Source organism: Pseudomonas sp. X10 (genome assembly GCF_054889225.1).
Genome location: NZ_CM142677.1, coordinates 1,910,675 through 1,933,415, shown reverse-complemented (window position 1 = coordinate 1,933,415; position 22,741 = coordinate 1,910,675). Strand labels below are relative to the sequence as shown.

General features: G+C 62.5%; 20 protein-coding genes. 6 read left to right on the top strand and 14 right to left on the bottom strand.

Features of this window, described 5'->3' with window-relative positions; all coding sequences use genetic code 11:
• Complete coding sequence (locus tag ACYU03_RS08915) at positions 1–573, top strand: peptidoglycan binding protein CsiV (RefSeq protein WP_461889859.1); 573 nt, start codon at positions 1–3, stop codon at positions 571–573.
• Positions 574–577: 4 nt separating this feature from the next.
• Entirely contained in the window at positions 578–3,913 is a 3,336-nt protein-coding gene (locus tag ACYU03_RS08910) for a DEAD/DEAH box helicase (protein ID WP_461891427.1), read from the top strand.
• A 129-nt stretch (positions 3,914–4,042) separates the two neighbouring features.
• On the opposite strand, the gene nagZ is transcribed toward ACYU03_RS08910, so the two are convergent.
• From nagZ to ACYU03_RS08895, 3 genes are read right to left on the bottom strand one after another with little or no spacing between them, the layout of a single operon-like run.
• Positions 4,043–5,041 carry a beta-N-acetylhexosaminidase gene (gene nagZ, locus ACYU03_RS08905; protein WP_461891426.1) on the bottom strand — a complete coding sequence of 333 codons (999 nt, stop codon included), beginning with the start codon at positions 5,039–5,041 and terminating at the stop codon, positions 4,043–4,045.
• A 22-nt stretch (positions 5,042–5,063) separates the two neighbouring features.
• Positions 5,064–5,588, bottom strand: coding sequence for a L,D-transpeptidase family protein (locus ACYU03_RS08900; protein WP_461889857.1), 525 nt, complete (start codon positions 5,586–5,588; stop codon positions 5,064–5,066).
• A gap of 40 nt (positions 5,589–5,628) precedes the next feature.
• Entirely contained in the window at positions 5,629–6,342 is a 714-nt protein-coding gene (locus tag ACYU03_RS08895) for a TetR/AcrR family transcriptional regulator (RefSeq protein ID WP_461889855.1), read from the bottom strand.
• A gap of 278 nt (positions 6,343–6,620) precedes the next feature.
• Here ACYU03_RS08895 and lexA point away from each other — a divergent pair, with 278 nt between their 5' ends.
• Together lexA and sulA are read left to right on the top strand one after the other, a co-directional pair.
• The gene (gene lexA / locus ACYU03_RS08890) at positions 6,621–7,229 is read left to right on the top strand and encodes a transcriptional repressor LexA (RefSeq protein ID WP_461889853.1); all 609 of its coding nucleotides are present in this window, start codon (positions 6,621–6,623) and stop codon (positions 7,227–7,229) included.
• A 12-nt stretch (positions 7,230–7,241) separates the two neighbouring features.
• A complete protein-coding gene (gene sulA, locus ACYU03_RS08885) occupies positions 7,242–7,715 on the top strand; it encodes an SOS-induced cell division inhibitor SulA (protein WP_461889851.1) in 474 nt (157 codons plus the stop codon).
• Between the two features lie 59 nt (positions 7,716–7,774).
• On the opposite strand, the gene ACYU03_RS08880 is transcribed toward sulA, so the two are convergent.
• The 8 genes from ACYU03_RS08880 to ACYU03_RS08845 all read right to left on the bottom strand — a co-directional run bounded on the left by ACYU03_RS08880 (position 7,775) and on the right by ACYU03_RS08845 (position 16,058).
• Positions 7,775–8,008, bottom strand: coding sequence for a hypothetical protein (locus ACYU03_RS08880; RefSeq protein ID WP_054883489.1), 234 nt, complete (start codon positions 8,006–8,008; stop codon positions 7,775–7,777).
• 50 nt (positions 8,009–8,058) lie between these two features.
• Positions 8,059–8,580: a DUF6586 family protein gene (locus ACYU03_RS08875; RefSeq protein ID WP_461889849.1), complete on the bottom strand. Its 522-nt coding sequence runs from the start codon at positions 8,578–8,580 to the stop codon at positions 8,059–8,061.
• Positions 8,581–8,698: 118 nt separating this feature from the next.
• Entirely contained in the window at positions 8,699–11,308 is a 2,610-nt protein-coding gene (gene topA / locus ACYU03_RS08870; protein WP_461889847.1) for a type I DNA topoisomerase, read from the bottom strand.
• 100 nt (positions 11,309–11,408) lie between these two features.
• Positions 11,409–11,660, bottom strand: a complete 252-nt coding sequence (locus tag ACYU03_RS08865) for a DUF1653 domain-containing protein (protein WP_461889845.1) — start codon at positions 11,658–11,660, stop codon at positions 11,409–11,411.
• Positions 11,661–11,742: 82 nt separating this feature from the next.
• Positions 11,743–12,918 carry an acetyl-CoA C-acyltransferase FadA gene (gene fadA / locus ACYU03_RS08860; RefSeq protein WP_461889843.1) on the bottom strand — a complete coding sequence of 392 codons (1,176 nt, stop codon included), beginning with the start codon at positions 12,916–12,918 and terminating at the stop codon, positions 11,743–11,745.
• A 31-nt stretch (positions 12,919–12,949) separates the two neighbouring features.
• Complete coding sequence (gene fadB / locus ACYU03_RS08855; protein ID WP_461889841.1) at positions 12,950–15,097, bottom strand: fatty acid oxidation complex subunit alpha FadB; 2,148 nt, start codon at positions 15,095–15,097, stop codon at positions 12,950–12,952.
• Complete coding sequence (locus ACYU03_RS08850; RefSeq protein ID WP_461889839.1) at positions 15,097–15,396, bottom strand: hypothetical protein; 300 nt, start codon at positions 15,394–15,396, stop codon at positions 15,097–15,099. Before ACYU03_RS08850 ends, fadB begins: the two co-directional genes overlap by 1 nt.
• A 224-nt stretch (positions 15,397–15,620) precedes the next feature.
• Positions 15,621–16,058 (bottom strand): hypothetical protein, encoded by a 438-nt coding sequence (locus ACYU03_RS08845; protein ID WP_461889837.1) that lies wholly within the window; start codon positions 16,056–16,058, stop codon positions 15,621–15,623.
• 109 nt (positions 16,059–16,167) lie between these two features.
• Here ACYU03_RS08845 and ACYU03_RS08840 point away from each other — a divergent pair, with 109 nt between their 5' ends.
• On the top strand, positions 16,168–16,608 hold the full coding sequence (locus tag ACYU03_RS08840; RefSeq protein WP_461889835.1) for a universal stress protein: 441 nt from the start codon (positions 16,168–16,170) through the stop codon (positions 16,606–16,608).
• 42 nt (positions 16,609–16,650) lie between these two features.
• On the opposite strand, the gene ACYU03_RS08835 is transcribed toward ACYU03_RS08840, so the two are convergent.
• Entirely contained in the window at positions 16,651–18,573 is a 1,923-nt protein-coding gene (locus tag ACYU03_RS08835) for an ATP-binding cassette domain-containing protein (RefSeq protein ID WP_461889833.1), read from the bottom strand.
• 269 nt (positions 18,574–18,842) lie between these two features.
• Between ACYU03_RS08835 and ACYU03_RS08830 the strand changes: the two genes are divergently transcribed.
• Positions 18,843–20,768 (top strand): transglycosylase SLT domain-containing protein, encoded by a 1,926-nt coding sequence (locus ACYU03_RS08830; RefSeq protein WP_461889831.1) that lies wholly within the window; start codon positions 18,843–18,845, stop codon positions 20,766–20,768.
• Positions 20,769–20,829: 61 nt separating this feature from the next.
• Here ACYU03_RS08830 and ACYU03_RS08825 read toward each other — a convergent pair whose 3' ends face one another.
• Complete coding sequence (locus ACYU03_RS08825) at positions 20,830–21,633, bottom strand: MOSC domain-containing protein (protein ID WP_461889828.1); 804 nt, start codon at positions 21,631–21,633, stop codon at positions 20,830–20,832.
• 119 nt (positions 21,634–21,752) lie between these two features.
• Complete coding sequence (locus ACYU03_RS08820; RefSeq protein WP_461889826.1) at positions 21,753–22,688, bottom strand: chemotaxis protein; 936 nt, start codon at positions 22,686–22,688, stop codon at positions 21,753–21,755.
• Positions 22,689–22,741: the final 53 nt, after the last annotated feature.

Sequence of the window (22,741 nt, the reverse complement as noted above, 5' to 3'; positions counted from 1 at the left end):
ATGCGTGCCATCCGTTGCCTGACCTTGTTGCTGACGCTGTTTGCGCCAGCGGCCTTCGCCGAAGGCCTGTATCAGGTGGAGTTGATCCTGGTGCGGCAGAACGCCGTGCCAGCGGTGACCAGTCCGTTCGCCCCCGAAGACTGGAGTGCCGGCGCGCCGCGCTTGACTGAAGACGCCACGCGTCCGACCACGCTGAACGACGAGGTCACCCGCCTGCAGGCCACGCCGAGCTACACCGTACTGCTGCACAAGGCCTGGCAGCAGAACGTGGGCAGCGAACCTCGCCGCATCGCCCTGGGCGAAGGCGAAGAGCAGTTCGGCCACTTCCCCATCGAGGGCAACCTAAGCCTGGTCCAGGGGCGCTTCATCGGCGCCGAAGCCACCTTCTGGGTCAACCAGCTCGATGGCAACGGCAGCGTGCTGCAGAGCGAGCAGTTCAAGCAAAGCAACAGCAACGTCAAGAGCGGCCAGTTGACCTTCCTCGACGGAGGGCACCTGGCAGTGCTGCTGAAGGTGGCACCGCTGGGTGCGCGCACGTTGCCGACGTTTAATCCCGAGATGATGGAGCAGTGATGTGATCGAGAGCGATGCGCAAATGTATGTGCGTCTGCTGGACAACTGGACGTTCTGCTTCGACGGCCAGACCCTCAAGCGCGGCCTGGATTACGCAATCGATGGCCGAGTGGAGATCAGGGCAATCGATGGCTTGGTGATCCAGGCCGTCTGCTCGGGCTCATCGGATCAGCTCTACCGCCAGCGAATCACCCTCGACTTGACCGAAGACGGCCTGGATGCCGAAGGAAGCTGCTCCTGCCCGGTCAGGAAAAACTGCAAGCATTGCGCAGCCGTGCTGTATGAGTTGCAACGGGGCCAGGATTACGCCGAAGGTCCCCAGTCCAAAGATCAGGGTCCCGAAGCACTGCCGCGCAAGTTGCACGACTGGATCACCCAGCTGGAGAAGCCTGTCGAGCCGCCCGCCCACAACGAACCCGAGACCAAGGGACGGGCCCTCTACTACATCGTCGGGATGGATGAGGAGCTTTGCTACCTGAAGGTGAGCAAAGGCACCCGTCAAGCGAATAGCCTCGTTCAATTGAGCAGAATCGGTTCACTCAATGAACTGATCTACTCACCGGCCCGCTACGTTACAGATAGAGATACACGGCTGCTCAGGCAGATGGAGAGCCATCGCCAGGGCATCGGCCTGCCCGACAGGGTCTATCTCCGCGGAGCCGAAAGCGCCGAGCTGCTCGAAGCGGCGCTCGACTCAGGCCGGTTGTTGTTCAATGACATCCAGATTGAGCTGCAAGCCGGCCCGGAGCGCCTCGCCGAGTTCCGCTGGGTGCGCTTGAAGGATGGCAACTATCGCGGCGCCTGGTATGCCGGGGACCAAGCCCTGCCTGTCGTACTGCCCCTGGAACCGCTCTATTACATTGATCTTGAGCATGGGCTCGTCGGCAAGGTACAGCATGCCATGGACCCCTTCATTGCCAAGCAACTGACGCTTGCCCCCACCGTCCCGGAACGCCTGGTGGTTCCCTTGAGCCACCGCCTGAATGCCTTGAATCGCCAAGTCCCCACGCCTGCCAAGGTAGAGGCCGAACAGCTCGATCACGTCCAGCCCAAACCGCACCTGGCCCTGGGCAGCCTCGAATTCAGCGCCTACATGCCCAAGACCGGACGCATGCAGCGCCAACTGCAGCACCGCGCCGCCCTGGCCTTCGACTACGACGGCCTGCGCGCCAGCGGCAATGACGACAAGCCACTGACAAGGCTGCTCGACGCCACCAGCCAGCGCATCGGCCGCCAACCGAAAGCCGAACAGGCCTTGCGCAAGACCCTCCACGACCTGGGTTTCAAACCGGCTACCCGGCAGAGCAAGGCCCTGCCCGACAGCGCCGGCGAGATGCTCCAATTGCCCGACGACGAAGCCTGGCTGCGCTTTGCTCGCCAGGACCTGCCGCGCTTGCGCGAAGCGGGCTGGGAGATCGATATCCAGCGCGACTTCGCCTTCAACCTGCACGAGGTGGACGACTGGTACGCCACCGTAGAGGAAGCGCCGGGCCATGAATGGTTCGACCTGGAGCTGGGCATCGTGGTCAATGGCCAGCGTCACAGCCTGCTACCGATCGTCCTGCACCTGCTGCGCAGCAGCCCCGAGTTGCTGCGTCCCGCCGAACTGGCCAAGCGCAGCGACGACGAACACCTGGTGATCGACCTCAACCGTGCCCGCCATGACAGCACTGCACTGCGTGTGGCGCTGCCCTATGGGCGCATCAAGGCAGTGATGAAGACCCTTGGCGAGCTTTACCTGGGTGAAGACAGCAGCGGCCCTTCCCTGCGCCTGGCCGCGGCCGATGCGCCCAGGCTGAACGACATCGAGCACCTGCCTCTGCAGTGGGAAGGCGGCGCCCAGGTGCGCGACCTTGCCCGCCGCCTGCGCGATGCGCGGGAGCTGCAGGTCAGCCCGCCCCAGGGGCTCAACGCCACCCTGCGCCCCTATCAGCAGCAAGGCTTGAACTGGCTGCAGTCCCTGCGCGAGCTGGGTGTCGGCGGCATACTTGGCGATGACATGGGACTCGGCAAGACGCTGCAGACCCTGGCCCACCTGCTCTTGGAGAAGCAGGCCGGGCGCTTGCAACAGCCAGCCCTGGTGGTGATGCCCACCAGCCTAGTGCCCAACTGGCTCGATGAGGCCGAGCGCTTCGCGCCGCAACTGCGCGTACGGGCCCTGCAGGGCGCCGGGCGCAACAAGCACTTCGCATCGCTGCAGGACTACGACCTGATCCTCACCACCTACGCCCTGCTGCCCCGGGACCTTGTGCATTTCACTGCGCAACCCTGGCACCTGCTGGTCCTCGACGAAGCGCAGAACATCAAGAACGCCAACAGCAAAGCCGCCCTGGCCGTCCGCGAGCTGACAGCCAACCAGCGCCTGTGCCTGACCGGCACACCCATGGAGAACAACCTGGGCGAGCTGTGGTCGATCTTCCACTTCCTGATGCCCGGCTGGCTGGGCGACAGCAAGCGCTTCACCCAGGACTACCGCACCCCGATCGAGCGCCATGGCGACAGCGAGCGCATGAGCCATCTGGCCAGCCGCATCCGCCCCTTCTTGCTGCGCCGCACCAAGGAGCAGGTCGCCCACGAACTGCCACCGAAAACCGAGATGGTGCACTGGGTAGAGCTCAGCGACGCCCAGCGCGACACCTATGAAACCGTACGGGTGGCGATGGACAAGAAGGTCCGCGACGAGATCGCCCGCAACGGCGCGGCGCGCAGTCAGATCGTCATTCTCGATGCCCTCCTGAAACTGCGCCAAGTCTGCTGCGACCTGCGCCTGGTCAAGGGTGTCGAAGTCAAGGCCTCCCAGACCGACAAGGGCAAGCTCGGCAGCCTGCTGGAAATGCTCGAGGAACTGCTCAGCGAAGGACGGCGCGTGCTGCTGTTCTCCCAGTTCACCTCGATGCTGGCCCTGATTGAGCAAGAGCTGCAAAAGCGCCAGGTCCGCTACAGCCTGCTGACCGGCGAGACCCGTGATCGACGCGCCCCCGTGCAAGCGTTCCAGAATGGCGAGAGCAGCGTGTTCCTGATCAGCCTCAAGGCCGGTGGCACCGGCCTGAACCTGACCGCCGCCGACACGGTGATCCACTATGACCCCTGGTGGAACCCCGCCAGCGAGAACCAGGCCACCGACCGCGCCTACCGCATCGGCCAGGACAAGCCGGTGTTCGTCTACAAGCTGATCACCCGCGGAACGGTGGAAGAGAAGATCCAGAAACTGCAGCAGGAGAAGGCGGCACTGGCGGCCGGCTTGCTCGATGGCGGGCAGGCTGGGCAGTGGCGGCTGGCGGACGACGAGATCGAAGCATTATTTGCGCCGCTGCCAGGCAAGCGCTCGACGGCGAAGTAACACCCACTGACACTTGCGGTTAACACCGCCCCTGTAGGAGCAGGCTTGCCCGCGATGCATAGGTCGTCGCAGCACTGTTGCTTGATGGGTAACCCGCTCCTACAGGGGCTGTAAGACAGCCCCGGACACTCAATCAACCAACTGCGCACCCTTGAGCGCACCCAACGCCTCCAGCCAGCGCGGCTGTTGACGGTAATCGGTGCGCGCAAAGCCCTGCCCGCGCATCCTTGCGATACGTGGCGACGGCCGCACCTTCAAGCGCTGCGCCGCACTGAGCGCCAGCTCTGCCGCCGCCCGGTCATTGCACACCAGCCCCATGTCGCACCCGGCGCTCAGCGCGGCCTCGATCCGGCTGGCAGCATCGCCGACCACGTGCGCACCGGCCATGGACAGGTCGTCGCTGAAGATCACACCCTGGAAACCCAGTTCGCCACGCAGGATGTCCTGCAGCCAGCGCCGGGAAAAGCCGGCCGGCTGATTGTCGATCTGCGGGTAGATCACATGGGCCGGCATCACCGCAGCCAACTGTCCGCCCAGGCGCGTGAAGGGCAGCAGGTCGGCCTGGCGCAACTGCTCCAAACTGCGCTCGTCGGTGGGAATGGCCACGTGGGAGTCGGCCTCGGCCCAGCCATGGCCGGGGAAATGCTTGCCGCACGCAGCCATGCCAGCGGCACTCATGCCGCGGATGAACGCCCCGGCCAGCCGGGTGGCGCGCTCGGGGTCACCCTCGAAAGCGCGGCTGCCGACCACTGCGCTGCGCTGGTGGTCCAGGTCCAGCACCGGCGCGAAACTCAGGTCCAGGCCGACAGCCAGCACCTCGGTGGCCATCAGCCAACCGCATTGCTCGGCCAGGTACTCGGCATTGTCATTGTCGGCAATCGCGCGCATGGCCGGCAGGCGAACGAAGCCTTGACGCAAGCGCTGTACGCGCCCTCCCTCTTGGTCGACCGCAAGAATCAGGTCCGGGCGGATGGCACGGATCGAGGCACAGAGCTCACGCACCTGACGCGGGCTTTGGATGTTGCGGGCGAAGATGATCAAGCCGGCCACTTCGGGCTGGCGCAGGAGCTGGCGGTCCTCGGCAGTCAGCCAGGTACCGGCGATATCCACCATCAGGGAGCCTTGCAGGCGGGCAGTCATAAGTGATCCTTCAATTGAGGCTGAGAGAGGCCCACTGGGGGCAGGCGCCTTCGTCGATCTGCACCGGGCAGTGCAGCGGCACGCGATCGTACAACGCCAGCAGGTCGCTGTTGCGCAAGCGTACACAGCCATGGGACAGGGGCACCCCCATGGGTTCGCTGTCGGGGGTGCCGTGCAAATAAATGTAGCGCCGGAAGGTGTCGACCTGGCCCAAGCGGTTGATACCGGGCTGACAACCGCTGAGCCAAAGGATACGGGTCAGGATCCAGTCTCGTCCGGGGAATTGGGCATGCAGGCTCGGCGACCAGACCTCGCCGGTCCAGCGCCGCCCACGCAACACGGCGCCCAAGGGCAAGTCGGCACCGATCTTCGCCCTTACCTGGTGGCGCCCACGGGGCGTGCATCCGGAGCCATTCAGCTCGCCAGCGCCGTTGCGCGCGGTGGACACCGCCAGGCGCAGGCACAACTGCCCACGGGCGAAGCCGTAAAGGCATTGATCGGCAAGGGAAATGTGCAGGAAATCGAGGTCGGGCATGGGCGCTAGCTTAGCCGAAGCGGCCAGCCACGCCCAGCCTTCAGGCCTTGGCCGCGACCGGCGCGCCGCCGGACTTGCTGCGTGGCCGCAGTTGCGCGGCAGCCATGGCCTCGTCGGTGACGCCACTGTCGGCGCGCATGCCGGCCGCCAGGAAAGGCACCATTAGGCGCATGACCTGTTCGATCGAGGTATTGATACCGAAATCGGTCTCGGAGATGGCCCGCAGGGCCTTGATACCGGACATGCTGAACGCCGCGGCGCCGAGCATGAAATGCACGCGCCAGAACAGCTCCAGCGGTGGAATGCGTGGCGCAGCCTCATTGACCAGCAGCATGTAGCGGCGGAACACCTTGCCGTACATGTCTTCCAGGTAACGCCGCAAATGCCCCTGGCTCTGGCTGAAGGCCAGGCCCAGCAGGCGCATGAAGATCGACAGGTCGTTGCCGCTGCGCGGCTGCACCGCCAGGGCCTGCTCGACCAGCATCTCGAGCAGCTCCTCCAGGGTCGGCTTGCGCTCTGGGTGCGCCTGGCGGCGATCCAGCTCGCGCTCGAGGCTGGCGCAGAACGGCCCGAGGAAGCGTGAGAAGACGGCCTGGATCAGGGCTTTCTTGGAGCCGAAATGGTAGTTCACCGCCGCCAGGTTGACCCCGGCCTTGCTGGTGATCAGCCGCAATGAGGTTTCCGCAAAACCTTTTTCCGCGAAGAGCTGCTCGGCAGCATCGAGAATGCGTTCAACGGTTTCGGATTGGGCCATGACTACTCCGCCTGACAAACAGTTGTTTGAAACATACGTTTCAAGGTGGCGATTTGTCAAGGCTTCGTGACTGTGCGGTCGCCATTAAAACACAGCACGAAGCACCAAGCTGCAGGCTACGGCCCACGCCTACCGAGCACACTCGAAACGAACCCGGGACGGTACGCGATCCAGCCATTTTTTGCGGCCAGCCGGACTTTTCTTACCGCAGGATGCTTGCAGCTTGCCTTCTACTGTATATAATCCCAGTCACTGTATAAAAAAACAGAGCGCCCGCCATGCTGAAACTGACGCCACGCCAAGCCGAAATCCTGGCCTTCATCAAACGCTGCCTGGAAGACAACGGCTTCCCGCCAACCCGGGCGGAGATTGCTCAGGAGCTGGGCTTCAAATCACCGAACGCCGCCGAGGAACACCTCAAGGCGCTGGCCCGCAAGGGGGCGATCGAGATGACGCCAGGCGCCTCGCGCGGCATCCGCATCCCCGGGCTCGAGACCAAGAGCGAAGACAGCGGCCTGCCGATCATCGGCCGGGTTGCCGCCGGTGCGCCGATCCTTGCCCAGCAGCACATCGAGGAATCCTGCAACATCAACCCGGCTTTCTTCCATCCCCGCGCCGACTACCTGTTGCGCGTGCACGGCATGAGCATGAAGGACGTCGGTATCATCGACGGCGACCTGCTGGCGGTACACACCTGCCGCGAAGCTCGCAATGGCCAGATCGTGGTCGCCCGCCTGGACGACGAAGTCACTGTCAAGCGCTTCAAGCGTGAAGGCAGCAAGGTCTGGCTGATCGCCGAGAACCCAGAATTCGCCCCTATCGAAGTCAACCTGAAAGAACAGGAACTGGTGATCGAGGGCTTGAGTGTCGGCGTCATTCGCCGGTAATTAGGAGGCGTCATGCAGTTCACCCATGCACCCCAGCAAACCCAGCTCCCCCTCTTCGAAGCCTTCCTTGCCCAGCCTGTACTGCCCGGCCTGAAGGTAAGTGAGCCCGCCCGCCAGGACAACCAGCAAGAGGTATTCAGCGAGCTGTCATTGCGCGGCGCACCGGGTCACTGCCAGAGCCTGCTGGCCCCCGTCCTGCGCGAGCTGAGCGAAGAACAGGACGCTCGCTGGCTGACCCTCATCGCTCCTCCCGCCAGCCTGACTCAGGCCTGGCTGCGTGATGCCGGACTGAACCGCGAACGCATCCTGCTGCTGCACCCCCGGGGCAACCAGAGCTCCCTGCAACTAGCCTGCGAAGCCCTGCGCCTGGGGCGCAGCCACACGGTGGTTAGTTGGCTTGGCAACGTCAACGCCAGCGCACGTCAACAACTGGTCCGCGCTGCCGGCACCGGAAACGCACAAAGCCTGAACATCCGCCTCGGCTGATGATCAGGCTTTGTATGTAAATAGCCTGATTTCCCGTTCGAGGGAATCAGGCTCGGCACTCAATGCAGAACGCGCGGCCCTTCGTCGCGTTCGAGCTCGCCTTCCACCAGGCGGCCAGCCATCTGAACACCGACGCTAAGCATGGCCTTGGCCACCTCTACATGTTGGCCTTGTAGGAACGCCTTGGCGTCCTCTGAGAAATCCAGGGTTACCAGGGATCCCTCGTCCTCGGCACGGCGCAGCTCGATCCGGCCATCAGGCAACTCGACAATTTCCAGAAAGGACGTAGACATATAAGGCTGTTCTCCACGAAAGGCGAGCATTGTACCAGCGACAGCGGCTGTCAGCACTCACTCAACGCGTCACGGAAACGCCGCACCAAGCCCTTGAGGTTCTGCCGCCAGCTTTCCAGCTCTTCCCGCGAAAGCGGCTGCGCCTCAGGTTCGTCGAGGCTGACCGCCTGGATCAATGGCTGGGTAACGTCGGTTTTGGCCGTTTTTTTCACGACCGGCGGTCGGAACAAATCGGCATAAGCAGCGAGCAGTCGCGCCAACCAAGTTTCCGGTTGACGTGCCAGTTCTACCATCTCGGCCATTTCAGGGATGGCGACACTCTGCAGCACTTCATCGCTCAATAGCAGCTCGGCGCGCGGCGCCCCTGCCTGAGGCAACCGATAGAAACCTGCAATCTCATGGCACAGGCCCAGCAACGCGCCATAGAGGTGAAACAGCGCAGCTTCCCGCTCCGCCTGGATCAGGCCTTGGGCATTCATCGCCTGGCTGTCCTGGGCCTTGCCCAAGGCATCGAGGGCGAGGCCGGCGAAGAAGAGTTTCTGGTTGGTGCGGGTATAGAGTTCCTGGGCCATCTCAGGTGCCCTCCAAAAGGCTGCAAGGCGACCTGCAGAAACGGGCCTGCCCCCCGATGGCGTCATCGTGGACAAGCCCGCCTCTACAGCGTTCATGCTGCAATTAGAACATTGCTTCTCAGCGCTTGTCTTCGACCTTCCAGGCCTTGCCGTCGTAAAACGCCTTCCAGCCGGTTGGCTTGCCATCGACCTCGGACTGCACGTACTGCTCCTTGGTTTTGCGGCTGTAGCGGATCACGGATGGACGACCTTCCGGATCCTTCTGTGGAGCTTCGCAGAGGAAGTGGTACTTCGGATCGATCTCGTCCTTGTGCGGGATGATCTCCATCACCAGCGGCGCGCGGGTTTCACGGTTTTTCGGGAACTGGCTGGCAGCCAGGAACAGACCCGAGGCACCATCACGCAGCACGTAGGTATCGTCGACCTTCTCGCACTTGAGCTCCGGCATCTTCACCGCGTCCATCTTCGGTGGCGCCGCCTCGCCGCTCTTGAGCAGCTTGCGGGTGTTCTTGCACGCCGGGTTGGTGCAACCGAAGAACTTGCCGAACCGGCCGGTCTTGAGCTGCATCTCGCTGCCGCACTTATCACACTCCAGGCTCGGCCCTTCGTAGCCCTTGATGCGGTAGTTGCCCTCTTCGATCTCATAGCCCGCGCAGTCCGGGTTGTTGCCGCAAATATGCAACTTGCGCTTCTCGTCGAGCAAGTAGGCATCCATCGCCGTCGAGCAGATCGGGCAGCGGTGCTTGCTGCGCAGCACGCGCGATTCGGACTCACCCTCGTCATCGGCGGCGATCTCGTCGCCCGGCACGAGGTTGACAGTCGCCTTGCAGCGCTCCTTCGGCGGCAGGTTGTAGCCCGAGCAACCGAGGAACACACCGGTGGAGGCCGTACGGATCATCATCGACCGGCCGCATTCCTTGCACGCAATGTTGGTCAAGGTCGGCTGGTTGGCACGCATGCCATTCTCGGCGGACTCGGCATTCTGCAGCTTCTTGCTGAAATCGCCGTAGAACTCATCTAGCACGTTCTTCCAGTCACGCTCGCCCTGGGCCACGTCATCGAGGTTCTCTTCCATGCCGGCGGTGAAACCGTAATCCATCAGGTTGGAGAAGCTCTCGGAGAGGCGCTCGGTGACGATGTCGCCCATCTTCTCGGAGTAGAAGCGGCGGTTGTGCAAGGTCACATAGCCGCGGTCTTGGATAGTGGAAATGATCGCCGCGTAGGTCGATGGGCGGCCGATGCCGCGCTTTTCCATTTCCTTGACCAAGCTGGCCTCGGAGTAGCGTGCCGGGGGCTTGGTGAAGTGCTGGCTCGGGTCGAGCTGGATCAGCTTGAGCACCTCGCCCTGGGCCATCTCCGGCAGCACATCGTCTTCGCCCGGCTTGCTCTGCTGAGGCAGCACACGGGTGTAGCCGTCGAACTTGAGGATACGCCCCTTGGCGCGCAGCTCGAAATCGCCAGCGGCGACGGTAACGCTGGTAGACAGGTACTGCGCCGGCGGCATCTGGCAGGCCAGGAACTGACGCCAGATCAGTTCGTACAGGCGCTCGGCGTCGCGCTCCATGCCACTGAGCTTGCTTGGATGGGTATTGACGTCGGAGGGGCGGATCGCCTCGTGAGCCTCCTGGGCCCCCTCCTTGCTGCCGTACACCACAGGCGCTTCCGGCAGGTACTGCTTGCCGAACTCGCCTTCAATGTAGGTCCGCGCCATCTCCAAGGCATCGACCGAGAGGTTGGTGGAGTCGGTACGCATGTAGGTGATGTAGCCCGCCTCGTACAGACGCTGGGCCATCATCATGGTCTTCTTCACGCCGAAACCCAGGCGGTTGCTCGCGGCCTGCTGCAGGGTCGACGTGATGAAGGGCGCGGACGGTTTGCTGCTGGTCGGCCGGTCCTCGCGCTTGGCCACGCTGTAGCTGGAGGCCTTGAGCTTCTCGAGGGCCGCCATGGCTTGGGCTTCGTTGAGCGGCTTGAACGCCTCGCCCTTCTCTCGCGCCACTTCGAAGCGCACCTTGGCGTTCTTGGCGGTGCCCAGATCGGCGTGGACCTCCCAGTACTCTTCCGGGATGAAGGCACGGATCTCACGCTCGCGCTCGACCACCAACTTCACCGCTACCGACTGCACGCGGCCGGCGGACAGGCCACGGGCGATCTTCGCCCACAGCAATGGCGAAACCATGTAGCCCACCACGCGGTCGAGGAAACGCCGTGCCTGTTGTGCATTGACCCGATCGATGTCCAGTTCGCCCGGCTGGGAGAAGGCCTCCTGGATGGCCTTCTTGGTAATTTCGTTGAACACCACACGCTTGTAGCGGCTGTCGTCACCGCCAATGGCTTCGCGCAGGTGCCAGGCAATGGCTTCCCCTTCGCGGTCCAAGTCGGTTGCGAGATAGATGGTGTCGGCGTCCTTGGCCAGCCGGCGCAGTTCCTCGATGACCTTTTCCTTACCCGGCAGGATCTCGTACTTGGCTTTCCAGCCATGGTCGGGATCGACGCCCATGCGCGCCACTAGCTGGCGGCGGGCCTTCTCCTTCGGCGACAGGGCCGGTGCCTCGCCAGCAGCCTTGCCGCGCTTGGCCGCAGGCTCCTTGGCAGCACTGGCCGAACCGCTGGTGGGGAGGTCTCGGATATGGCCGATACTCGACTTCACCACGTACTGGGTGCCCAGGTACTTGTTGATGGTCTTGGCCTTAGCCGGGGATTCCACAATGACCAGCGATTTGCCCATGGATCGGAGTATTCCTGAATCTGAAAATAAAAAACACGGCAGGTGCCTGACGCGGCACCGCTATATATAGTGGCAACAGGGTGAGGTCAAGCGCGACCGTTTAGCCGCCCTCGGCATCCGGTCGCTCGAACAACCCGTTTTCCGCCTTGACCAAAGCAAAGCGCGGCACCTGTTCGCCGTCAACCTCGACCGACTCGAGAAACATCGACAACGGCCGCACCCAGAGCCCGTACTCACCGTACAACGCCTGGTAGAACACGACCCACTCTTCGCTCTCCGAGTGCTGTGCGACGCCAAACACACGATACTCAGGCCCCTTGTAATGCCGGTACACGCCTGGCTGTATCTGCATGTCGCTCACCCTCTTGAATAAATAAATATCCTGCAAAAACAAAAACCGGGGCACATGGCCCCGGCTGCTGTCCGCGACGCGATCAGACGCGTTCGAAGACAGTCGTAATGCCCTGACCCAGGCCGATGCACATGGTAGACACGCCGAAAGTCCCGCCGTTCTGCTTCATGACGTTGAGCAGAGTGCCGGAAATCCGCGCCCCAGAGCAACCGAAAGGATGCCCCAAGGCGATGGCGCCGCCGTGCAGGTTAACCTTCTCATCCATCTTGTCGAGCACTTTCAGATCCTTGAGCACTGGCAGAGCCTGTGCCGCAAAGGCTTCGTTGAGCTCGATGAAGTCGATATCGGCGATGCTCAGGCCAGCGCGCTTGAGCGCCTTCTGGGTCGCCGGCACCGGGCCATAACCCATGATCGCCGGGTCGACGCCGGCAACGGCCATGGAGCGGATCACCGCCATCGGCTGGATACCCAGGTCCTTGGCGCGCTGGGCCGACATGACGATCATGCACGAGGCACCATCAGTGATCTGCGACGAAGTACCGGCAGTCACCGTGCCGCCCTTGGGATTGAAGGCCGGCCTGAGCGCCGCGAGGCTTTCCAGGGTGGTGTCCGGGCGAATGGTTTCATCGTAGTCGAAGACCTTGAGGAAGCCGTTCTCGTCGTAGCCCTGCATCGGGATAAGTTCGTCCTTGAACTTGCCTTCGAGCGTCGCCTTGTGGGCGAGCTGGTGCGAACGCAGGCCAAAGAGGTCTTGCTGCTCACGGCTGATGCCGTGCATCTTGCCAAGCATCTCGGCAGTCAGACCCATCATGCCCGAGGCCTTGGCGGCGTACAAGGACATGTGCGGGTTCGGGTCGACGCCATGCATCATGCTGACGTGGCCCATATGCTCCACGCCACCGATCACGAACACATCACCGTTGCCGGTCATGATCGCTTGGGCGGCGGTGTGCAGCGCGCTCATGGACGAACCACACAGGCGGCTGACAGTCTGGCCGGCGGCGGTGTGCGGGATCTGGGTCATCAGCGAGGCCATGCGGGCGATGTTCCAGCCCTGCTCCAGGGTCTGGTTGACGCAGCCCCAGATCACGTCTTCGACTTCACTCGGGTCGATCTTGGTGTTGCGCTCGAGCAGCTTGCTGATCAGGTGCGCCGACATGTCTTCGGCGCGAGTGTTACGGTGCATGCCACCCTTGGAGCGGCCCATCGGCGTGCGACCGAAGTCGACAATCACCACGTCTCTTGGATTCAGGCTCATATCTGTTCTCTCGCTCTATATCGTTGGGCGCTTAACCGAAGAAGCGTTGGCCGTTCTTGGCCATCTCGCGCAGCTTCGCGGTGGGGTGGTACAGCGGCCCCAGATCGGCGTACTGGTCGGCCAGGGCAACGAACTCGGCGACCCCGATCGAATCGATGTAACGCAGCGCACCGCCACGGAAGGGAGGGAAACCGATGCCGTAGACCAAGCCCATGTCGGCTTCGGCGGCGGTTTCGACAATGCCATCTTCCAGGCAACGAACGGTTTCCAGGCACAGCGGGATCATCATCCAGTTGATGATGTCCTCGTCACTCACTTCACGTTGTTCGAAGACAATCGGCTTGAGCACTTCGAGCACGGATGAGTCGGCAACCTTCTTCGGCTTGCCGCGCTTGTCGGTTTCGTAGGCGTAGAAGCCCTTGCCGTTCTTCTGGCCCAGGCGGTTGGCCTCGTAGAGCGCGTCCACGGCGGAACGGCGGTCATCCTTCATGCGGTCCGGGAAGCCCTCGGCCATCACGTCACGGCCGTGGTGTCCGGTATCGATGCCGACCACGTCCATCAGGTAGGCCGGGCCCATGGGCCAGCCGAACTTCTCCATGACCTTGTCGATGCGCACGAAGTCGACACCGGCGCTGACCAGCTTGGCGAAACCGCCGAAATACGGGAACAGCACGCGGTTGACCAGAAAGCCCGGGCAGTCGTTGACCACGATCGGGTTCTTGCCCATCTTCTTGGCGTAGGCCACGGTGGTTGCAACGGCCACGTCGCTGGACTTCTCGCCACGGATGACTTCCACCAGCGGCATCATGTGCACTGGGTTGAAGAAGTGCATGCCGACGAAGTTTTCCGGACGCTTGAGGGCCTTGGCCAGCAGGTTGATGGAGATGGTCGAGGTGTTGGACGCCAGGATCGCGTCGTCCTTCACCTGCCCTTCCACTTCAGCCAGCACAGCTTGCTTGACCTTCGGGTTCTCGACCACGGCCTCGACGACGATGTCGACGTTGGCGAAATCGCCATAGGACAGGGCCGGACGGATCGCATTGAGCGCGTCAGCCATCTTGGCCGGGGTCAGGCGGCCTTTTTCAACGCGTTTGCCGAGCAGCTTGGAGGCCTCGTTCAGGCCCAACTGGATGGCTTCTTCGCGAATGTCCTTCATCAGGATCGGCGTGCCCTTGACCGCCGACTGGTAGGCGATACCGCCACCCATGATGCCGGCGCCGAGCACGGCGGCCTGTTTGACATCGTGGGCGATCTGGTCGTGGACCTTGGCCTTGCGCTTGAGCTCCTGGTCATTGAGGAACAGCCCGATCAGGCTTTCGGCAACCGAGGTCTTGGCCAGCTTGGCGAAGCCAGCGGCCTCGACGTCCAGGGCCTTGTCGCGAGCGAAGTTGGCGGCTTTCTGGATGGTCTTGATGGCTTCGACCGGGGCCGGGTAGTTCGGACCAGCCTGGCCGGCGACGAAGCCCTTGGCAGTCTCGAAGGCCATCATCTGTTCGATGGCATTGAGCTTGAGCTTTTCCAGCTTCGGCTGGCGCTTGGCCTTGTAGTCGAATTCGCCGCTGATGGCGCGCTTGAGCAGGTCAAGGGCGGCGGCCTGCAACTGCTCCGGCGCGACCACGGCATCGACGGCGCCGACTTTCAGCGCGTCCTCGGCACGGTTTTCCTTGCCGGCGGCGATCCACTCGATGGCGTTGTCGGCACCGATCAGGCGCGGCAGACGCACAGTACCGCCGAAACCTGGGTAGATGCCCAGCTTGACTTCAGGCAGGCCGATCTTGGCCGTGGTAGCCATGACGCGGTAGTCGGCTGCCAGGCACATCTCCAGGCCGCCACCCAGGGCAATGCCGTTGATGGCGACGACTGTCGGCACCTCGAGGTCTTCGAAGTCGCTGAAAATGCGGTTGGCTTCCAGGTTGCCGGCGACCAGTTCGGCCTCGGGCAGCTTGAAGTTGTCGACAAACTCGGTGATGTCCGCGCCGACGATGAACACGTCCTTGCCACTGCTGACAATCACGCCCTTGATCGAGGCGTCGGCCTTGATGGTGTCCACGGCCTGGCGCAGCTCGCCCAGGGTAAGACGGTTGAACTTGTTGACGGACTCACCCTTGAGGTCGAAATTCAATTCGACGATGCCGCTTTCAAGAGCCTTAACCGTGATGGCTTTACCTTCGTAAATCATCAACTGATCTCCACGATATGGAAGCTGAACTGTACACGCCGATCGCTGGTTGAAAGGCCGGCTGGCTGCTTGGCCAGTGTTTGCCGAACCCTTGCGCCAGGCACACCCGTCAGCGCGATAGTCGGGATTCTGTAAGAGCGATCTGACATACAAACGCTCAATTCATACGCCCGTTTGATTTGGGTATGCACACATTCACCGAAAAGATCGGCGTTGTCAAATCCTCGAAAGGACAGGCAAAACGCGACTTTCCGGTCATTTTGTACCCTTGGCGACCAAAGCATGATGACAGTGATCACCAAGCATTCATGTCAGCGATGGACCCTGCCGACGCAAAAAAATCGCAAAGGTTTAAACACAAACCTGGCGAGCGGCTACACTGCTCTTCGAATGAAAAGTTTCCGGCCTGCCTGGCCTTTTTGCTGTAGCTGAAAGCATCGCGGGGCAAGCCCGCCCCCACAGTGGCACTGGACTCAGCGCGCTGTGGGGGCGGGCTTGCCCCGCGATGCTTTAAAGGAAAGGGTCACGCCAAGGCGTCAAGCACCTGGGCAATATCCTGCAATACAGATTTCTCACCCCTCTCGCCCCAATAGAGGGCGATCATCTGGGTGCTCGCCTCAACCTTGTAGACACTCTCCGGCAGACGCGCGAAGTGCTCCTGCAAGCGGGCATCCTCGCAAGGCTCACGCCATTGGTTGACCCAGACGCCAGGCGTGACCTGCCAGTAAGTCCAGCTGTCGCTCCGACCCTTGCGGCGCCCGCGGTGGTACTGTGGGCAAGGACTCGGTGGTTCTTTGGCCAGCCAGTGCGGCCACTGCTGAGGCGCCAACTGCATGGCCAACCCCATGCGCCGCCCCTCCATGCGCAGGTTCATCTGCGCGCTCTGGTTGCGCGAAGGACGCAGCCAGGCGAGCGGGCTGAGAATCAGCGCAAGGATTGACACCACCAGCCATACCGTCATATCTGTAAGTCCCATAAAGCGTTGCGAATGAGCTGGTTAGCCGTGATACAAAGCGATCAGCCTGAAACCGACCATACTTTAACTATCGCGATTGTCAGGAGAGCTGCTCATGTCCTACCAACATCTACTGGTTGCCGTCGACCTGACCGAAGAATGCGACCCGGTGATCAAGCGCGCCATGACGCTCGCCGAGCCTACAGGCGCCAAGGTTTCCCTCGTGCACATCGTAGAGCCCATGGCCATGGCCTTTGGCGGTGATGTGCCCATGGACCTCTCGCAGCTGCAACAGCAGCAGTTCGACCAGGCCAAGGAGCGCATGGAACGCCTGTACAACAAGTACCCGACCATCAACCGCGGTGACTCTCACCTGACCTATGGCCAACCACGCCAGGAAATCCACCAACTGGCCAAGGAGCAGAACTGCGACCTGATCGTGGTCGGCAGCCACGGCCGCCATGGCCTGGCCCTGCTGCTTGGCTCCACGGCCAATGACGTGCTGCACGGCGCACCTTGCGACGTGCTGGCTGTCCGCCTGCAGAAAAAAGAGTGATCACAAGCGGCCCGGCGCCTCAGGCTCCGGGCCGCGCTGCAATCAGCCGTCGAGCTCTGCCCAGCGCTCGACAAGCGCATCCAGCTCTGCCTGCATCGTTTCCAGACGCTGCAGCACAGCCGATGTTTCACCGATCGGACGCTGATAGAAGCCGGGCGCGTTGATCTCCTCCTGCACCGCCGCCATCTTCTGCTCCAGCTCGTCGATCTGCCCCGGCAAGGCTTCCAGCTCACGCTGCAGCTTGTAGCTAAGCTTCTTCTTCGCCGGCTCCGCGCTCGCGACAGGCGCAGGTTCCACCGCTGCCGGTGCCTGGACCACAGCGCTGTTGAGTTCGGACTTGCCCGACTTGCTCTCGGCGACACCAAGCAGTTTCGGCGAGCCGCCCTGGCGGATCCAGTCCTGGTAGCCACCAACGTACTCGCGCACCTTGCCCTCGCCTTCGAACACCAGGGTGCTGGTGACCACGTTGTCGAGGAATGCCCGGTCGTGGCTGACCATCAGCACGGTGCCCTTGAAGGCCGACAGGACTTCTTCGAGCAGCTCGAGGGTTTCCACGTCCAAGTCGTTGGTCGGTTCGTCCAGGACCAGCAGGTTGGCCGGCTTGCTGAACAGTTTGGCCAGCAGCAGGCGCGCGCGCTCACCACCGGACAGCGCCTTCACCGGCGTGCGCGCCCGTTGCGGGCTGAACAGGAAGTCGCCCAGGTAGCTCAGCACATGACGGTTCTGGCCATCGATCTCGATGAAATCGCGACCTTCGGCAAGGTTGTCGATGACTGTCTTTTCCAGGTCCAGCTGGTGACGCAACTGGTCGAAGTAGGCGACTTCCAGGCGGGTACCAGACTCGACCTTGCCACTGGTTGGCTGCAGATCACCCAGCATCAGCTTGAGCAAGGTGGTCTTGCCGGTACCATTGGCACCCAACAGGCCGATGCGGTCTTCGCGTTGCAGGACCATGGAGAAGTCCTTGACCAGTTGCGGGCCGCCTGGATGGCTGAAGCTGACATTCTCCAGCACCATCACCTGTTTGCCGGATTTTTCCGCGACATCAAGCTGGATATTGGCCTTGCCCTGGCGCTCACGACGCTCGCTGCGTTCTACACGCAAGGCCTTCAGGGCGCGCACACGGCCTTCGTTACGGGTACGCCGGGCCTTGATGCCCTGGCGAATCCATACCTCTTCCTGGGCCAGTTTCTTGTCGAACAAGGCGTTGGCGGTTTCCTCGGCGGCCAGCATGGCCTCCTTGTGCACCAGGAAGCTGGCGTAGTCGCCATTCCAGTCGATCAGCCCGCCACGGTCCAGTTCGAGGATGCGCGTGGCCAGGTTCTGCAGGAAGGAACGGTCGTGGGTGATGAACAGCACGGCACCGTTGAAGCCATTCAGTGCTTCTTCGAGCCAGGCGATGGCGCCGATGTCCAGGTGGTTGGTCGGCTCGTCGAGCAACAGCAGGTCAGGCTCGGAGACCAGCGCCTGGGCCAACAGCACGCGGCGGCGCCAACCACCGGACAGCTCGGCCAGGGTCTTGTCGGCAGGTAACTGCAGGCGGCTCAGGGTGCTTTCCACCAGTTGCTGCAGACGCCAGCCATCACGTGCTTCCAGCTCGTGCTGGACGTGCATGAGCTTGTTCAGGTCATCGTCGTTGTGAATGTTCTGGCTCAGGTGGTGGTACTCGGCCAGCAACTCGCCGACGCCATCGAGGCCCGCGGCCACCACGTCGAACACACTGCGCTCGTCGGCCACCGGCAACTCCTGCGGCAGTTCACCGATCTTCAGGCCTGGAACGCGCCAGATCTCGCCGTCATCGGGCTTCTGCTCGCCCTTGACCAAGCGCAGCATGCTCGACTTGCCTGTACCATTACGGCCGATGATGCACACCCGCTCGCCACGGGCGATCTGCCAGGACACTTTGTCCAGCAGCGGCATGGCGCCGAATGCGAGGGACACATCGCTGAATTTGAGCAGGGTCATGATCTTCTCCAAAAACCGGGCGCGCATTCTACCTGACTTGACCCTTCAAGACATTAAGGTCTGTTGTCGCTGCGGCGCCGTCGAGAAGGGAACACCAACAGATCCTGACCACTCCACCGGAGCTTTCCTACAAACGGTAGGAACATTACAACTAGATACAAGCGCAACGCTTTCTTCCCCCTGCGGCAAACAGCTAAGCTAAGGCAGTGCAACCCCAACAGTGCTGGCTTCGCCGTCACTTTCTCATGGTTCAACTGCCCGGACGTATCATGCGTAGCCGCCTGTTCCAAATTGTTTCCTGCCTGCTGCTCACTGCCGTCGCCGGCGTGACCCAGGCCACCGACATCACCCTGCAACGCAAATACTACGATGAGGCCAAACGCGCCCTGGCCAAGGGTGATAAAGGCCCATACCTGCGCTATGCCCAGGCGCTGCGCGATTATCCGCTGACACCCTACCTGGCCTACGACGAACTGACCGCGCGCCTTAAGAGCGCAAGCAACGAGGAAGTCGAAGGCTTCCTCGCCGCCCACGGCGACCTGCCCCAGGCCAACTGGATGAAACTGCGCTGGTTGCGCTTGCTGGCAGAACGGGGCGACTGGAAGACCTTCGTCAAGTACTACGACCCGAAACTCAACTTCACCGAGCTGGACTGCCTCAATGGCCGCTACCAGCTCAGCCACGGCCTGCGCGCCGAGGGTTTCGCCACGGCGGAAAAACTCTGGAACGTCGGCAAGTCGCAACCAACCGCTTGCGACGCCTTGTTCGGCATGTGGGCCGCCGAAGGCCAACTGACCGAGGCCAAGCGCTGGCAGCGTGTCAAGCTGGCGGCACAGGAACGCAACTATGGCCTGGCCAACAGCCTGGCCAAAGGCCTGACCACCCTCGGTCCGCAGGGCCGCCTGTTGATCGACGTGGCGCAGAAGCCGGAGTTGCTCAACCAGCCGTCGCGCTTCGCCCCGGTCAACGAAGCCATGTCCGATGTGGTGAGCCTCGGCCTGCGCCGCCTCGCGCGCCAGGACCCGGAACGGGCCATGGCGCTGCTCGACGGCTATGCCCAGCGCATGCACTTCTCCCGCGACGAGAAGGTCGCCATCGCCCGCGAGATCGGCCTGACCCTGGCCCGCCGCTATGACCCGCGGGCCCTCGATTTGATGACCCGCTACGACCCGGAGCTGCGCGACAACACGGTCAGCGAGTGGCGCATGCGCCTGTTGTTGCGCCTCGGCCGCTGGGAAGACGCCTACGAGCTGAGCAAGCGCCTGCCCCAGGACCTGGCCAGCAGCAACCGCTGGCGCTATTGGCAGGCCCGCAGCCTGCAGTTGGCGCAACCGAACAATCCGCAGATCCCACTGCTGTACAAGACAGTGGCCGGCGAACGTGATTTCTATGGCTTCCTGGCTGCCGACCGCACGCAGACGCCCTACCAGCTCAACAACCGGCCACTGGTGCTGAGCCAGCAGGTCATCAACAAGGTCCGCAATACGCCGGGCATCCGCCGCGCCCTGGAGTTCCATGCCCGCGGCCAGATCGTCGATGGCCGTCGCGAGTGGTACCACGTCAGCCGTCACTTCAACCGTGACGAGATGGTGGCCCAGGCGCGCCTGGCCTACGAAATGCGCTGGTACTTCCCCGCCATCCGCACCATCAGCCAGGCCCAGTACTGGGATGACCTGGACATCCGCTTCCCGATGGCCCACCGCGACACCCTGGTGCGCGAAGCCAAGGTGCGCGGCCTGCATTCGAGCTGGGTGTTCGCCATTACCCGCCAGGAAAGCGCTTTCATGGAAGACGCTCGCTCCAGCGTCGGCGCCAGCGGCCTGATGCAACTGATGCCGGCCACTGCCAAGGAGACCGCGCGCAAGTTCAACATTCCGCTGGCTTCACACGCCCAGGTGTTCAACCCGGACAAGAACATCCAGCTCGGCGCCGCCTACCTGAGCCAGGTGCACAGCCAGTTCAACGGCAACCGGGTGCTCGCTTCGGCTGCCTACAACGCAGGCCCAGGCCGCGTGCGCCAGTGGCTGCGAGGCGCCAACCACCTGAGCTTCGATGTCTGGGTCGAGTCGATCCCGTTCGACGAAACCCGCCAATACGTGCAGAACGTCCTGTCGTATTCGGTGATCTACGGCCAAAAGCTCAACTCGCCACAACCGCTGGTGGACTGGCATGAGCGGTACTTCGACGGCCAGTGATTCCAAGCCCGGGTCGAAACGCTGAGGGTGCGGTTTGCAGGATCGATGCAGGGCAGTCGCCCTACTCCAGGACTTCGACCTGCATCCCCACCTCCAGTACCCCGCTGCCATCGACCGCCAGGTTCTGCCCGAACAGCACATCCCCTTCCTTTTCGCGATAGGTCCGCAGAGTCGCCAGGGGCTCGCGATCAGGGCTGCGCTCGCCGGTCTGCGGGTCGAGGGTGGTGAAGATGCAGCGCACGCTGGGCTTGAGCACGCGGAATTCAAGCGAACCGATACGGATGCGCCTCCAGCCATCCTCGGCGAAGGCGGTGCTGCCTTCGACTACCAAGTTAGGACGGAAACGCAGCATCTCCATCGGCCGTCCCACTCGCTGGCACAGGTCATCCAACGAGGCTTGGCCAATCAGTAACAAGGGGAAGCCATCGGGGAACGCCGCCCGGTCACTGTTCAAGCCATAGCCATTGGGCAAATAGCGAGCACGTTGCTCGGGGCAATACACCAGTCGCACGGGCTTGCCGACCAAGCGGCTGAGCCAGGCCGCCGACGCCTCGCCAGCATCGGGCACCCGCAGGCTGTCCCGCCAGAGGGTGACACCTCGCAGCCCCTCATCGGCAGCTGGTATCGCCACCTCCAGCGGCTCCTGCCCCGGCGCCTGCAAGAACAACTGCCCCGCCTCGCCATAGTGCGCCGAGAGTTGGCTCAGCTGCGGGTAGGCCCGCTGGGTCAGGAAGCGCCCATTTTCTTCCTCGACGACCATCCAGCGCCGGTCGCCACGCAGACCCAGCAGGTCAACTGGTGATTGCTGCAAGGCCAGGGCTCGTCCCGACTTCACCGGATAGTGATACAACGCACTCAGATACATCCCTGCCGCTCCACACGAGTTTCGAACCCCAAGCTTATACCTGGCACGAAACAAAACGCAGGCCCCGCAAGCCTGTCCGTGGCAAGGCCGCGCCCTGCGTCGCTAACGGATGCGGACTCCTAGACTGCCACCTCATCGAGCATCAAGCGCTGGCGCACCACATCGACCAGCCTGTCCGGCTGAAACTTGGAGAGGAAATCGTCGCAACCGACCTTCTTCACCAAGGACTCGTTGAAACTGCCAGACAGTGAGGTATGGAGCACCACATACAGGCCGCGCAACCGTGGATCATTACGGATCTCCGTGGTCAGGCGGTAACCGTCCATCTCGGGCATTTCCGCATCGGTGAAGACCATCAGCAGCTTCTCGCAGATATCCTCCCCGGCATCAGCCCAGCCCTTGAGCATGCGCAAAGCCTTGAGACCGTCACTGGCCACATGCATCTTCACATCCAGTTGGGACAGCGTATCGCGCAGTTGCGCCAGCGCCACGCTGGAGTCGTCCACCAGCAACACTTCACGGCCCCGTGCGCGGGACAACACCGGGTCCTCCAACTTGTCACGGGAAACCTTGGCGCTGTACGGCACGATTTCCGCTAAGACCTTTTCCACATCGATGATCTCCACCAATCGCTCGTCGACCTTGGTGATCGCAGTCAGGTAATGCTGGCGCCCGGCGCTGGACGGCGGCGGCATGATGGCTTCCCAGTTCATGTTGACGATGCGGTCGACCCCGCCCACCAAGAACGCCTGCACCGATCGGTTGTACTCGGTGACAATGATGGTGCTGTCGGGTCCGGGTTGCAGCGCACGCATGCCGATGGCCTGGGACAGGTCGATCACCGGCAGGGTCTGGCCACGCAGATTGACCACCCCGCAAACGAAGGGATGACGCTGCGGCATCAGGGTCAGCTTGGGTAACTGAAGCACCTCCTGAACCTTGAACACGTTGATCGCGAACAATTGCCGTCCCGCCAGCCGGAACATGAGTATTTCCAGGCGGTTCTCCCCCACCAGCTGCGTTCGTTGGTCTACCGCGTCAAGAATGCCAGCCATTGGACAACCCCCAGACTTTGTGACAAAAAAGTGAATCCATCTGGCCATGTATC

Bases quoted from the DNA above. Each gene is read 5' to 3' on its own strand.
- ACYU03_RS08915 (WP_461889859.1), top strand. From the start codon at position 1: ATGCGTGCCATCCGTTGCCTGACCTTGTTGCTGACGCTGTTTGCGCCA.
- ACYU03_RS08900 (WP_461889857.1), bottom strand. From the start codon at position 5,588: ATGCCCGACCTCGATTTCCTGCACATTTCCCTTGCCGATCAATGCCTT.
- ACYU03_RS08895 (WP_461889855.1), bottom strand. From the start codon at position 6,342: ATGGCCCAATCCGAAACCGTTGAACGCATTCTCGATGCTGCCGAGCAG.
- lexA (WP_461889853.1), top strand. From the start codon at position 6,621: ATGCTGAAACTGACGCCACGCCAAGCCGAAATCCTGGCCTTCATCAAA.
- sulA (WP_461889851.1), top strand. From the start codon at position 7,242: ATGCAGTTCACCCATGCACCCCAGCAAACCCAGCTCCCCCTCTTCGAA.
- ACYU03_RS08880 (WP_054883489.1), bottom strand. From the start codon at position 8,008: ATGTCTACGTCCTTTCTGGAAATTGTCGAGTTGCCTGATGGCCGGATC.
- ACYU03_RS08875 (WP_461889849.1), bottom strand. From the start codon at position 8,580: ATGGCCCAGGAACTCTATACCCGCACCAACCAGAAACTCTTCTTCGCC.
- topA (WP_461889847.1), bottom strand. From the start codon at position 11,308: ATGGGCAAATCGCTGGTCATTGTGGAATCCCCGGCTAAGGCCAAGACC.
- ACYU03_RS08865 (WP_461889845.1), bottom strand. From the start codon at position 11,660: ATGCAGATACAGCCAGGCGTGTACCGGCATTACAAGGGGCCTGAGTAT.
- fadA (WP_461889843.1), bottom strand. From the start codon at position 12,918: ATGAGCCTGAATCCAAGAGACGTGGTGATTGTCGACTTCGGTCGCACG.
- fadB (WP_461889841.1), bottom strand. From the start codon at position 15,097: ATGATTTACGAAGGTAAAGCCATCACGGTTAAGGCTCTTGAAAGCGGC.
- ACYU03_RS08845 (WP_461889837.1), bottom strand. From the start codon at position 16,058: ATGACGGTATGGCTGGTGGTGTCAATCCTTGCGCTGATTCTCAGCCCG.
- ACYU03_RS08840 (WP_461889835.1), top strand. From the start codon at position 16,168: ATGTCCTACCAACATCTACTGGTTGCCGTCGACCTGACCGAAGAATGC.
- ACYU03_RS08835 (WP_461889833.1), bottom strand. From the start codon at position 18,573: ATGACCCTGCTCAAATTCAGCGATGTGTCCCTCGCATTCGGCGCCATG.
- ACYU03_RS08830 (WP_461889831.1), top strand. From the start codon at position 18,843: ATGCGTAGCCGCCTGTTCCAAATTGTTTCCTGCCTGCTGCTCACTGCC.
- ACYU03_RS08825 (WP_461889828.1), bottom strand. From the start codon at position 21,633: ATGTATCTGAGTGCGTTGTATCACTATCCGGTGAAGTCGGGACGAGCC.
- ACYU03_RS08820 (WP_461889826.1), bottom strand. From the start codon at position 22,688: ATGGCTGGCATTCTTGACGCGGTAGACCAACGAACGCAGCTGGTGGGG.